The organism is Hymenobacter sp. BRD67 (assembly GCF_013256425.1).
Classification (GTDB): Bacteria; Bacteroidota; Bacteroidia; order Cytophagales; family Hymenobacteraceae; genus Hymenobacter.
This window is the reverse complement of the sequence record NZ_CP053904.1, coordinates 342,372-354,981: the sequence shown is the minus strand read 5'-3', so window position 1 is coordinate 354,981 and position 12,610 is coordinate 342,372. Positions and strand designations below refer to the sequence as shown.

Genomic DNA, 12,610 nt, shown 5'->3' with positions numbered 1-12,610 from the left:
ATGTGAAAAGGGCTGATTCGCAAATCAGTATTTCCCACAGCAGTTTAGCTTAGTCGTTTTCACATTTTCCTATCATTTACATTTTCACATTTACGAGTGAAAGACACTCTCAACCACCTGTTTGCCTATCGCACGCTACCCCAGGAAGAGGCGCACCGCGTGGTGCTTGGTATAGCGCAAGGCCTATATAACCCCGCGCAGATTGCTGCCTTCCTCACCGTGTACCTCATGCGCAGCGTGACGGTGGAGGAGCTCGCTGGCTTCCGCAACGCGCTGCTGGAGCTGTGCCGCCCCGTCGACCTGGGTGGCATCGATGCGATGGATGTGTGCGGCACTGGCGGCGATGGCCGCAATACCTTCAATATCTCCACTTTATCGGCGTTTGTGGTGGCTGGCGCGGGCCAGCCGGTGGCCAAGCACGGCAACCACGGCGTGTCAAGTATCAGCGGCAGCAGCACGGTGCTGGAGCACATGGGCGTAAAGTTTACGGCCGATAACGATGCGCTCCGGCGCCAGCTCGACGAGGCCAATATCTGCTTTTTGCACGCGCCGCTATTTCATCCGGCCTTGAAAAACGTGGCGTCGCTTCGCAAAGAGCTGGGCGTTAAGACCTTTTTTAATATGTTGGGGCCACTCGTGAACCCGGCCCGGCCACGCTTGCAGCTGGTGGGCGTGTTCAGCCTGGAGCTGGCACGGCTCTACGCTTACCTGCATCAGCAGGAGGCCGGGCGCGAATTTCTCATTGTGCACAGTCTCGATGGGTATGATGAGGTGTCGCTGACGGGGCCCGTGAAGCTCATCAGCCGGCAGGGTGAGGAGCTGCTTTCGCCCGCCGACCTGGGTTTGCCCGCCACTACGCCCGAAGAATTATTTGGCGGCGATACGGTGGCCGAGGCAGCGCATATTTTTCAGCGCGTGCTTCGCAACGAAGCTCCGGCCGCCCACCGCAACGCCGTGCTGGCCAATGCCGCGCTGGCCCTGCGCACGGCCGGCCGCGCCGCCAACGCCGCCGAAGGCCTGGCACTGGCCGCCGAGTCGCTGGACAGTGGCCGGGCCCGGCAGGCTTTTGAGAAATTATTGGCTTCTACCTAAGCAAAGGCTCTCAACGAAACCTTCATGCTGAGCGAAGCATGCTAAATGAAAGATTAACATGACTATCCTCGATAAAATAGTTGCTGAGAAGCGCCAAGAAGTAGCCCGGCGCGAAGCCGAAATGCCGGTGGCCGCGCTGGAAAGAATGTCGCTGTTCACGCGCCCGGTGCTGTCGGCGCGGGCCGCGCTTACGGTGGCCGGCTCCACTGGCATCATTGCTGAATTTAAGCGGCGCTCGCCTTCAAAGGGTATCATCAACGGCACGGCCGAGGCGGCTGCTACCACGGCCGGCTACGCAGCGGCAGGCGCTGCCGTGCTGTCGGTACTCACCGACGAGCCGTTTTTTGGCGGCACGCCTGCCGACCTGCAAGCGGCACGAACCGCCTGCCCAAGCACACCAATTCTACGCAAGGATTTCATTATCAGCGAGTATCAAATAACCGAGGCGCGGGCGCTTGGAGCCGATTTAGTGCTGCTCATTGCCTCCTGCCTCACGCCGGCTCAGGTTGTTCAATTCAGCCGGTTTGCCCACACGCTGGGGCTGGAAGTGCTACTTGAAGTGCATGACGAAAACGAGCTGCGCAGCCACCTCACCGACTCGGTCGATTTGGTGGGCGTGAATAACCGCAATCTGGCCACCTTTGCCACCGATGTGGATACGTCGGCGCGGCTGGCGGCCCTCATTCCCAGCCACTTCGTACGGGTAGCCGAAAGCGGCTTGCAGCACGCCAGCACCATTCGGGCATTGCGCCAGGCTGGCTACCAGGGCTTTCTTATTGGCGAAACATTTATGAAGACTTCCGACCCGGCGGCGGCGCTGACTGGCCTGGTGGCCGAACTATCTGCTCCCGTTTCAGTTTCTTAGGCTGTGATGCAAGTTAAAATCTGTGGTATGCGCGAGGCGGCCAACCTGCGGGACATAGCCGATTTAAATCCTGATTTTCTGGGATTTATCTTCTACTCTAAATCGGCCCGCTACATGGGCGACAGCCTCCGGCCGGAAGAGCTGCGCAGCTTGCCGGCGGCCGTACGCAAGGTGGGCGTGTTTGTCGATGCGCCGCTTTCGGAGCTGCTGATTACGGCTACCCGCTACGGCCTCGACTATGTACAGCTGCACGGCCACGAAGAACCGGCTTATTGCCACGCGGCCAAGCAGAACTACCTGCACATTATCAAGGCTTTTTCAATAGATGAAAGCTTTGATTTCAGCATATTGGCTGAGTATGCACCCTTCTGCGACTACTTCCTGTTTGATACCAAAGGCGCGCACCCCGGCGGCAACGGCGTGGCGTTTGATTGGCGGGTGCTAGCCAATTACCACGGCGCTACCCCCTTTTTGCTGAGTGGCGGCCTGGGGCCCGGCAATGCCGCCGCGCTACTCGACTTTCAGCATCCGCAGCTGGCTGGCTATGATTTTAATAGCAAGCTGGAAAGTGCGCCGGGCCGGAAAGACACCGTAGCTACCTGCAACCTGCTGGCCCGCCTGCATGAGTCGCCGACTACTTAATTAACTGCTACTTGCTCACTATCAACTGCTAACTGAATTATGACGCTTACCGCTCCCTCCCCCTACCGCGTCGATGCGGCTGGCTACTACGGCACCTTTGGCGGGGCCTACGTGCCCGAAATGCTGTACCCGAACGTGGAAGAGCTGCGCGATAACTACCTGCGCATCATCGAAGAACCCGGTTTTCAGCGCGAGTTTACCCAGCTGCTGACCGACTACGTAGGGCGGCCGACGCCGCTGTTTCTGGCAGAGCGGCTGTCAGCACATATTGGCACTACAATATACTTGAAGCGCGAGGACCTGTGCCATACCGGCGCGCACAAAATCAACAATACCATCGGGCAGATTCTGGTGGCCAAGCGCCTGGGCAAGCGCCGCATCGTGGCCGAAACCGGCGCTGGTCAGCACGGGGTAGCCACGGCCACTGTGTGCGCCCTCATGGGCCTAGAGTGCATCGTGTACATGGGCGCCGTGGATATCGAGCGCCAGCGCCCCAACGTGGACCGCATGCGCATGCTCGGGGCCCAGGTAGTGCCCGCCCGCAGCGGCAGCCAGACTCTGAAAGACGCCACCAATGAGGCGATGCGCCACTGGATTAGCAACCCGACCGATACGCACTACATCATCGGCTCGGTAGTGGGGCCGCACCCCTACCCCGATATGGTTTCCCGGTTTCAGTCGGTGATTTCGGCCGAGATTATTCGCCAGCTGCTGCACCAGACCGGCCGCGCCACCCCCGACTTTGTATTAGCCTGCGTAGGCGGCGGCTCCAACGCGGCGGGCGCGTTTTACCACTACCTCGACGAGCCCAGTGTGCGCCTGATTGCCGCCGAGGCCGCTGGCCAGGGCGTCGATACCGGCCACTCGGCCGCCACTACCGCGCTGGGCAAGCCCGGTATCCTGCACGGGGCCAGCACTATTCTGATGCAAACCGAGGACGGGCAGGTGACGGAGCCTTATTCCATTTCGGCGGGCCTCGACTACCCCGGCATCGGGCCGCAGCATGCGCAGCTGTTTGCCACGGGCCGCGCCGAGTTTATGTCAATTACCGATAAAGCGGCGCTCGATGCCGCGTTCCAGCTCAGCCGGCTCGAAGGTATTATTCCGGCCCTGGAAACGGCGCACGCCCTGGCCTGCCTGCCGCTCATCGGTGCCAAAAAGGACGACGTAGTGGTGGTGTGCCTCTCGGGCCGCGGCGATAAAGACCTGGCTACCTACACCAAGCACCTGGAGGAATATTCTTAACGTTTTTCAGCGCGAAGCTTCGCGCTATTCAGCCATGAACCGCCTTACCAACCTCTTTCAGCACAAAACCGCCGACGTGCTCAACGTCTATTTCACCGCCGGCTTTCCGCAGCTCAACGATACGGTGCCCGTGTTGCGGGCCCTGCAGGAGGCCGGGGCCGACCTCGTGGAAATCGGCATGCCTTACTCCGACCCGGTGGCCGATGGCGAAACCATTCAGCGCAGCAACCAGCAGGCCCTCGAAAACGGCATGACCGTCGGCAAGCTTTTTGAACAGTTACAAGACATTCGCCAGCAAGGAATTACGGTTCCTATCCTGCTTATGGGCTACCTCAACCCGGTAGTGCAGTTTGGCGTGGAGAAATTCTGCCAGCACTGCCAGGCCGTAGGCATTGATGGGGTAATTCTGCCCGACCTCCCGCTCGAAGTGTACGAGCGGGAGTACCGCCCACTATTCGCCGAATACGGCCTGAAGGTAGTTTTCCTCGTGACGCCACAAACCAGCGCCGCCCGCGTGCGCCAACTCGACGCCCTGGCCGATGGCTTTATCTACCTTGTGGCCGCCGCCGGCACTACCGGCGCCCAAACCGATATGAATGCTGACGTGGATGCCTACTTAAGTCGCACCAAGGAGCTGGGTTTGCGCAACCCCACGCTCGTGGGCTTCGGCATCAGCGACGCGGCCAGCTTTGCGGCGGCCAGCCGGCACACCACCGGCGCTATCATTGGCAGCGCGTTTATCCGGCTCTTGCAACAAACCCCGGCCGGCGAGCGCACCGCCGCCATCCACGACTTTGTGGCCGGCATCCGGCCGGTGCTGGCGTAGTTGTTACAACTGCTCATTCTCCAAAGCCCGTCACTGCGTGCCGCACGACGGGCTTTTTGCGCTACGCTCACCGCAACGGATAACGCGCAAACGTGACGTTGCCCATCACTTCCTTCTCGTACTTCGCCAAGCAGTAGCGGTCGAATTCGGCATCGAAATTTACGCTGCCGGGCCGCACGGATTTCGGCACCGGTTGCCCCTGACGGAAGAAATACACCTTGGTATTACCATACTTCGTGTAAGGCATAAAATCGCCATACTGCCGCATCTCGCGCCACAGCGTGTCAGACACCGTTACGGCATACACGCGCACGATGGGACCCGTATTATTCTCGTTGCGGTAAAGAGCAGCTTCCTGAAAATTACCCTTCAGGTCTCCCACGCCCGGCTGGCTGAAGGAGTCGTAGACAAACCAGCCAAGTAGCAGGGCCAGCGCCGCAAGGGCAAGGTATTTAGGCTTCATAGCTGGCTGTTTAGTTCCACCGCACTTTCAGGCCGGGGTATTGGGCAAACTTATTGTCGCGGCTGATTAGAGTCAGGTCTTCACTCGGGGCCTGGGCAATGAGCAGGCGGTCGAAGGGGTCGCGGTGGTTGAGTACTTGGGGCAGGGCCGCATAGCAAACCAAGTGTGCGTCTTCAAGGGGAAGTATTCGAAAGCCATTTGCCCGCACTTGCGCAAGCAAGGTAGCCAAATCTGGCAGCAACGTTATCCTACCCAGATTGGTCAAGGTTGCCAGCTCCCAAAAAGAAGCGATACTCACTACGCACTCGTTTTGCACATCATCCAGCTCATGCCGCAAAGCTTCGGGCAATAGCAGCGAGTTATCCGCATACCAAACCAGGGCATGCGCATCTAGCAACAGGCGGGCCGGCACTACGATTGCGGCTGATTATGCGACCAAGCAGCATCCGGTAAGGAAGCATCCCAGTTGGCATCCTGATATACTACCGACCCCTGGAGGAAACCAGCTTTCCGCTTTGCCGGGGCAAGCAGCTCCTCTACTAAGGCCGCTATTTTATTAAAAGCTACCTCATCCTGCGCTTGCTCAATTGCAGTCAGCACGGCCTTCCGCTTTTCGTCAGTAATCATGGCGGGTTGATTTAGATGGGCAATTTACTTCATTTCCGCTATACTTACCCCACTACTTTCTCCGCCAGAAACCGTGCCGTATGGTTGGTATCCTTAAGCTTCACCAGCTGCTCGGGCGTGCCTTCGAAGAGTAGGTGCCCGCCATTGATTCCACCTTCCGGGCCGAGGTCGATGAGCCAGTCGGCACACTTGATAATGTCCATGTTGTGCTCGATAATGAGCACCGAGTTGCCCTGCTCCACCAGCGCGTTCAGGGCACCTAGCAATTTGGCTATATCGTGAAAATGCAATCCAGTGCTCGGCTCATCGAAGATGAACAGAATTTTATCCTGCTGCAACGTAGCGCCTTTGGTAAGGAAGCTGGCCAGCTTTACGCGCTGGGCCTCACCGCCCGAAAGCGTATTGGCCGACTGCCCCAGGCGGATGTAGCCCAGGCCCACGTTGAGCAACGGCTGCAGACGCTCGGCTACTTTAGGCTGGCTTTTGAAGAACTCGACGGCATCTTCGACCGTCAGGTCCAGCACCTCGTAAATATTCTTCTCCTGGAATTTAATTTCCAGAATATCCTGCTTGAATTTGTGGCCGCCGCAGCTTTCGCAGGTCAGGTAGATATCGGCCATAAACTGCATCTCGATTTTGACCTGGCCCTCGCCCTGGCATACTTCGCAGCGCCCGCCTTCCACATTAAACGAGAAATGTGAAGGCTTGTAGCCCCGCGCCTTGGCCAGCGGCTGCTCCGAAAACAGCGTCCGAATGGTGTCGTAGGCCTTTACGTAGGTCACCGGGTTGGAGCGCGACGATTTCCCAATGGGATTCTGGTCCACAAACTCGACGTGCGTTACCTGGCCATTCACTCCCAGCAGCTTATCAAACTTGCCCGTAGTTTCGCCCGCGCCGCCGCCCAGCTGCTTCATCAGCGCCGGGGCCAGAATGCGCCGGATGAGCGTCGATTTGCCCGAGCCCGATACGCCGGTCACCACCGTCATCACGCCCAGCGGAATCTTGACACTCACATTCTTAAGGTTGTTTTCGCGGGCACCGGTCAGCTCTAGCGCGTTGCGCCAGGGCCGGCGCACAGCCGGCACCGCCACTTCGAGCTGGCCGCTGAGGTATTTGCCGGTGTAGGTTTCGGTGTCTTGCAGCAGCTCGGCGTAGGTGCCCTGAAACATGAGATGGCCGCCGCCGCTGCCGGCTTCGGGACCGATATCAATAATCTGGTCGGCGGCCTCCATCATTTTCTCCTCGTGCTCTACCACCACCACCGTGTTGCCCAGCTCTTGCAGCGAGCGCAATACGCCAATCAGCTGCTCGGCATCTTTCGGATGCAGGCCAATGCTGGGTTCATCGAGCACGTACATGGAGCCCACCAGCGCCGAGCCCAGCGAAGTGGCCAGCGAGATGCGCTGGCTTTCGCCCCCACTCAGTGTGTTGCTCAGGCGGTTGAGAGTGAGATAGCCCAGGCCTACCCGGTCGAGGTAGCCGAGGCGGTTGGTAATTTCGGCCAGCAGGCGGTCGGCCACCTTCTGCTCGTGCTCGGGCAGACTTAAGTTCCGGAAAAAATCCAAGGCCTGCGTAATGGGCAGCAATACTAAATCGGTGATGCTGCGGCCGTCAATTGTTACGTACTGCGCGTCCTTGCGCAGGCGCGTGCCGCGGCAGTCGGGGCATACCGTGCGGCCCCGGTAACGGCTTTGCAGCACCCGGTACTGAATTTTATGGGTTTGCTCTGCTACCCATTTAAAGTATGCGTCCAGTCCTTCAAAGTATTTATTACCAGTCCATAGCAGGCGCTGCTCGGCGGCACTCAGGTCGTTGTAGGGGCGATGAATGGGGAAATCGAACCGAATACCATTCTTGAGCAGCGGCTTCAGCCACTCGCTCTGCTTCTCGGTGCGCCAGGGTGCGATGGCACCTTCATACACCGTCATGCTTTTGTCGGGAATTACCAAATCCTCGTCGATGCCCAGCACGGAGCCAAAGCCTTCGCAGGTATGGCAGGCGCCGTACGAGTTGTTGAAGGAGAAGAAGTTAACACTCGGCTCCTCAAACACCATTCCATCCAGCTCAAACTTATCCGAGAAAGTGCGCGTCTCATTGTCAAGCTTTACAAGGCAGGTACCGTGGCCCTCGAAGAAGGCCGTCTGCACCGAGTCCGACAGCCGAAAGTACAAGTCTTCGTCGCCGTGCTGCACGGCCGAGCGGTCAATCAGGATATAGATATCTCCTGCTACCTCCGGCTTGCCCTCGCCGATAAGGTCCTCAATAAAAGCATTCTCACCATTAGCCAGCACTACGCGACCGTAGCCTTTCTGCAACAGCAAATCCAGCTCCTTGCTCATGGGCCGGCCGGGTTCGGTACGCAGCAGCGGGGCCAGAATGGTTACGCGCGTATCGGCCGGCAAGCTGAATAAATAATCGACCACATCCGTCACGCTGTCCTTGCGCACCTGCTCCCCACTCACGGGCGAATACGTGCGGCCCACACGGGCAAACAGCAGCTTCAAATAATCATAAATCTCCGTGCTGGTGCCGACCGTCGAGCGGTTGTTCTTGATGCTGACTTTCTGCTCGATGGCGATGGCCGGCGAGATGCCCCGAATGTAATCCACATCGGGCTTGTCCATGCGGCCCAGAAACTGCCGGGCGTAGCTGCTCAGGCTTTCCACGTACATGCGCTGGCCTTCAGCATAAAGCGTATCAAAAGCCAGGCTCGACTTGCCTGAACCCGAAAGGCCCGTGACGACGATAAACTTGTTGCGCGGCAGGGCTACGCTCAGGTTTTTGAGGTTATGGACGCGCGCGTTTTTGATAACAATAAACTGGCGCGGGTCGAGGTGGTCGATTTCGTCGTGGGCCGGGGCGGCCACTTGCAGAGCGGAATTGTCGGACATAAACTGACTAACCGCGCAAATAGGGCGGAAGGTTTCGGCGGTGGCACAAAGGTGGGGCCTGGCGCGGGTCCGCAGCCGGCTTTATCATTGTGAACCGACTCTACCTGCTTTTCCTTTATGCCCACCCCTAGCCCGCTCGCTGCGCTGGTCGCCACCCTGGCCAACGTTTGCCACCAAGCCCACCAAAACCACGCGCTCCTCAGCAAAAACGAAGCAGCCACCCGCGCCGCCCTCATCGACCCGGTACTGCGGGCGCTGGGCTGGGACACCGCCGATGTACGCATGGTGGAGCCCGAGCGCACCGTCGAAAACAAGCAGTCGCTGGATTATGTATTGAAAGGCCCAACCGGCGCTATTCAGTCGGTAGTAGAGGCGAAGAAGCTGGGCGAAAGTCTTGACAAGCTGGGCCACGTGGGGGCGCTCATCGGCTATGCCTTTTCGTTGAAGCCCGTTTCGTTTTTCATCACCGATGGGCTAAACTGGCACTGCTACTCACCCGGCCATTCACACTACGAGCCTACCTCAACTATTGAGCTGCGCTCCGATAACCTGCTCGCGGCGGCCCTGCAATTGCTTCAGTTACTCGATGCCGCTCACAGCGGGCACGGCCTTAACCCAGTTCCTATCGTAGCCTCCGCTGCCAATACCGCTCTTGCTTCGCCTAGCACCAAGCCTCAGCCGCGCCAACCTATCAAGGCTTTAGCGTCAGGCCAGGCTAAGAAGTACTATCCGCTCTCGGTTGACCTGACTGACCCTGCCAAGCAGCTAGGCAAGCCGCAGTGGCTGCGCCTGCCCGATGGAACGGAGCATCAACTAAAAAACTGGAAAGACATTCTAATACAAGCCAGTGAATTAGTATTACGCTCGCGCCCCGACTTATCACTACCATTACCAGACAAAGCGGGCAAAAAAACCGCCTTAATTCGGTGGGAGCAGCCTACCTCAGGATTAAGCTTTACCTCGGTTATCTATCAAGGCAAGCCGGCTTTTATCTATACCAATTACAGCGCGGCATCTTGCCTTATAAATGCTTTGTACTTATTTCAATTGCTGCCGAAAAGCAAATCGGATCCAGAGCCAGGCATAGCATTTGGCAACTAGCGCGGTTTCCAGGTTAGGGTACGGGGCGGGCTGTCGGGGTTGACTGGCTGCCAGCTCTTGATAAAAACAGGTGGCGCGCCCGACGAGCGGACAGCCGGCTCAACCCCGGCAGCCCGCTACGCTCAAGCCGTACTCCAACCTGAAAACTGCGCTACTACTGCTCCTCGGCCCTGCAGCCCGAGTGGGCAACATCAACCTAAAATCCGGCGTTCGACGCGTTGGCATTTTGGGCGATTATTCGTAACGACCAGCGCGCTAAAAGCACCCAGGCAAACTGACCTGCTTGCCTGGTACGCGTTGCGAAAAAGTGTAGACCGCCACTATTTAACCTACCTCTTACTGCGCCAGCATAGGTTGGTTTTAACGTCAACCATTCGTTTCCTTACGCCCTGAAAAGCTGCGAATAACATTGGAAAGGCTATAAAAAATCAAAATTTCTGCGCAGCCTCATTATCCAAAGGCGGCGTAATGAGCGTAGTAAGTCTACTCAGTACTCCCACCACGGGTAGCAGCTTCAACCAGTGCTGGTGCCCGTATCCTTAGCCCTACTTATGGAACAAAGCCGCGACAGTATTCAGGATATTTGGGGGCCACGCACGGGCTACACCGGTCACTGGCCAGTACGCGTAGACGAGCAGACCACCGAAACGCCCGACCACTGGGTGCAATCGGCCTGCGTGCTTTGCTCGAATGGCTGTGGCATGGACATTGGCGTAAAAGACGGTCGTATCGTGGGGGTAAGGGGCCGGGCGGTGGACCGCATCAACCATGGCCGCCTGGGCCCGAAAGGGCTGAATGGCTGGGTCGCCAACCATAGCCCCGACCGCCTCACCAAGCCCCAGATTCGGCGCAACGGCAAGCTCGAGGATGCTACCTGGGAGGAGGCCATGGAGCTGATTGTCAGCAAGTCCAAGCAGATTATCAAGGAGCATACCAGCGGCGCCATTGGCTTTTATACCTCGGGGCAGCTGTTCTTGGAAGAATATTATGCCCTGGCCATTGTAGGCAAGGCCGGGCTGGGCACGCCGCACATGGACGGCAACACGCGCCTGTGTACGGCCACGGCCGCCGCCGCGCTCAAAGTGTCGTTTGGCACAGATGGGCAGCCGGGCTCCTACACCGACCTCGACACCACCGAGGCCGTGCTGCTGGTGGGCCACAACATGGCCTCGCAGCAAACGGTACTTTGGGCCCGCATTCTGGACCGGCTGGCGGGGCCCAATCCCCCAGCCTAGTGGTTATTGACCCGCGCGTCACCTACACCGCCGAAAAGGCTACCGTACACCTGGCACCCCGCGTGGGTACCAACATTCCGGTGCTGAACGGGCTGCTGCGCCTCCTCATCGAGGCTGGTCACATCGACCCGGCCTACATCGAGGCGCACACGGTGGGCTTCGAGGAGCTGAAGAAAGTAGTGGATAAGTGGACACCCGAGCGCGTGGAGCGCCTGACGGGCGTGCCGGCTAATAAGCTGCGCGAGGCGGCAGTTATCCTGGGCACGTGCAAAACGCTGGTGTCAACGGCCTTGCAGGGCGTGTATCAGTCGATGCAGGCCACGGCGACGGCGGTGCAAATCAACAACCTGCACCTGCTGCGGGGGCTGATTGGCAAACCCGGCGCGGGCATTTACCAGATGAACGGGCAGCCCACCGCCCAGAACACCCGCGAGTGCGGCGCCGACGGCGACCTGCCGGCCTTCCGCAACTGGGGCAACCTGGAGCACATTCAGCAACTGGCCGACCTGTGGAACGTGCATCCCGACCAGATTCCGCACTGGTCGCCGCCCACCCACGCCATGCAAATCTGGCGCTACTGCGAAAGCGGCTCCATCAAGATGCTCTGGATTAGCGGCACCAACCCGCTGGTGTCGCTGCCCGAGCTGGACCGCGTCCGCAAGACTATCGAGAAGGAAGACCTGTTTGTGATTGCGCAGGACGCCTTCCCGACCGAAACTACCAAGTATGCCGACGTGGTGCTGCCCGCCGCCATCTGGGGCGAAAAAACCGGCTGCTTTACCAACGTCGACCGCACGGTACATATCTCGCATAAGGCCATCAATCCGCCCGGCGAAGCGCGCTCCGACTTCGATATCTTCGTGGACTACTCGCGGCGCATGGATTTCCGGGGCCAGGACGGGTCGCCGCTGCTCACCAGCACCTGGCAAACCCCGGAAGATGCCTTCGAGGCCTGGAAGAAATGCACCAAAGGCCGGCCCTGCGACTACACTGGCATGAGCTACGCCAAGCTGAGCGAGGGCTCGGGCATTCAGTGGCCTTGCAACGAAGAGCATCCTAACGGCAGTGAGCGCATCTACACCGACGGCGTATTCAACACCCAAATTGATAACTGCGAAGCCTACGGCCACGACCTGGAAACTGGGGCGGCCTACACGCAGGACGACTACAAGCTGATTGACCCGAAAGGCAAAGCCTTCCTGAAAGGCGTTGACTATGAGGCGCCCCACGAAGTACCCGATGAGTCCTACCCCCTCTGGCTGACCACGGGCCGCCTGGTGTACCACTTCCACACCCGCACCAAAACGGGCCGCTCGAAAGCCCTGAACGACGCTGCGCCCGACAGCTACGTGCAGCTAGCCACCGAAGATGCCGTCCGCTACGGCATTGCCGATGGCGATATGGTTGAGGTGACTTCGCGCCGGGGCCGCGTGCTGGAGCCCGCCCGCGTGGGCGACATCGAGCCCGGCCTGGTGTTCATCCCCTTCCACTACGGCTACTGGGACAAGCCCGGCCGCCCCCGCGCCGCCAACGAGCTGACTCTGACCGAGTGGGACCCGGTTAGTAAGCAGCCCCACTACAAGTATGCCGCCGTGCGGATTCGCAAAGTCATCGCTTAATCTC

Annotated in this window: 12 protein-coding genes; 8 read left to right on the top strand and 4 right to left on the bottom strand. The window is 59.0% G+C overall.

All coding sequences use genetic code 11. The features are described from left to right. Positions 1-96 precede the first annotated feature (96 nt). The 5 genes from trpD to trpA are packed head-to-tail and all read left to right on the top strand — an operon-like array spanning position 97 to position 4,670. Complete coding sequence (trpD, locus tag GKZ67_RS01585) at positions 97-1,092, top strand: anthranilate phosphoribosyltransferase (protein WP_173240858.1); 996 nt, start codon at positions 97-99, stop codon at positions 1,090-1,092. Between the two features lie 58 nt (positions 1,093-1,150). Further along, positions 1,151-1,957, top strand: coding sequence for an indole-3-glycerol phosphate synthase TrpC (gene trpC, locus GKZ67_RS01580; protein WP_173240857.1), 807 nt, complete (start codon positions 1,151-1,153; stop codon positions 1,955-1,957). A gap of 6 nt (positions 1,958-1,963) precedes the next feature. Continuing rightward, a complete protein-coding gene (locus tag GKZ67_RS01575) occupies positions 1,964-2,599 on the top strand; it encodes a phosphoribosylanthranilate isomerase (protein WP_254245304.1) in 636 nt (211 codons plus the stop codon). A 39-nt stretch (positions 2,600-2,638) separates the two neighbouring features. Beyond that, positions 2,639-3,844 carry a tryptophan synthase subunit beta gene (gene trpB, locus GKZ67_RS01570; protein ID WP_173240855.1) on the top strand — a complete coding sequence of 402 codons (1,206 nt, stop codon included), beginning with the start codon at positions 2,639-2,641 and terminating at the stop codon, positions 3,842-3,844. A gap of 34 nt (positions 3,845-3,878) precedes the next feature. Beyond that, positions 3,879-4,670, top strand: coding sequence for a tryptophan synthase subunit alpha (trpA, locus tag GKZ67_RS01565; RefSeq protein ID WP_173240854.1), 792 nt, complete (start codon positions 3,879-3,881; stop codon positions 4,668-4,670). A gap of 67 nt (positions 4,671-4,737) precedes the next feature. Here the strand turns inward: trpA and GKZ67_RS01560 are convergent, their stop codons facing one another. Genes GKZ67_RS01560 through uvrA form a run of 4 tightly spaced genes read right to left on the bottom strand, consistent with a single transcriptional unit; the run spans position 4,738 to position 8,651 of the window. After that, positions 4,738-5,133, bottom strand: a complete 396-nt coding sequence (locus GKZ67_RS01560; RefSeq protein ID WP_173240853.1) for a hypothetical protein — start codon at positions 5,131-5,133, stop codon at positions 4,738-4,740. Between the two features lie 10 nt (positions 5,134-5,143). After that, a complete protein-coding gene (locus tag GKZ67_RS01555) occupies positions 5,144-5,545 on the bottom strand; it encodes a type II toxin-antitoxin system VapC family toxin (protein WP_173240852.1) in 402 nt (133 codons plus the stop codon). Next, positions 5,545-5,760: a hypothetical protein gene (locus tag GKZ67_RS01550; protein WP_173240851.1), complete on the bottom strand. Its 216-nt coding sequence runs from the start codon at positions 5,758-5,760 to the stop codon at positions 5,545-5,547. Before GKZ67_RS01550 ends, GKZ67_RS01555 begins: the two co-directional genes overlap by 1 nt. Before the next feature lie 44 nt (positions 5,761-5,804). Then, a complete protein-coding gene (gene uvrA / locus GKZ67_RS01545; protein ID WP_173240850.1) occupies positions 5,805-8,651 on the bottom strand; it encodes an excinuclease ABC subunit UvrA in 2,847 nt (948 codons plus the stop codon). Positions 8,652-8,768: 117 nt separating this feature from the next. Between uvrA and GKZ67_RS01540 the strand changes: the two genes are divergently transcribed. The 3 genes from GKZ67_RS01540 to GKZ67_RS01535 all read left to right on the top strand — a co-directional run bounded on the left by GKZ67_RS01540 (position 8,769) and on the right by GKZ67_RS01535 (position 12,606). After that, a complete protein-coding gene (locus GKZ67_RS01540) occupies positions 8,769-9,752 on the top strand; it encodes a hypothetical protein (RefSeq protein WP_173240849.1) in 984 nt (327 codons plus the stop codon). Between the two features lie 551 nt (positions 9,753-10,303). Then, positions 10,304-10,987, top strand: coding sequence for a molybdopterin-dependent oxidoreductase (locus GKZ67_RS22890; RefSeq protein WP_254245000.1), 684 nt, complete (start codon positions 10,304-10,306; stop codon positions 10,985-10,987). Continuing rightward, positions 10,987-12,606 carry a molybdopterin oxidoreductase family protein gene (locus GKZ67_RS01535; RefSeq protein ID WP_254244999.1) on the top strand — a complete coding sequence of 540 codons (1,620 nt, stop codon included), beginning with the start codon at positions 10,987-10,989 and terminating at the stop codon, positions 12,604-12,606. The genes GKZ67_RS22890 and GKZ67_RS01535 overlap by 1 nt, the downstream gene beginning before the upstream one ends. Positions 12,607-12,610: the final 4 nt, after the last annotated feature.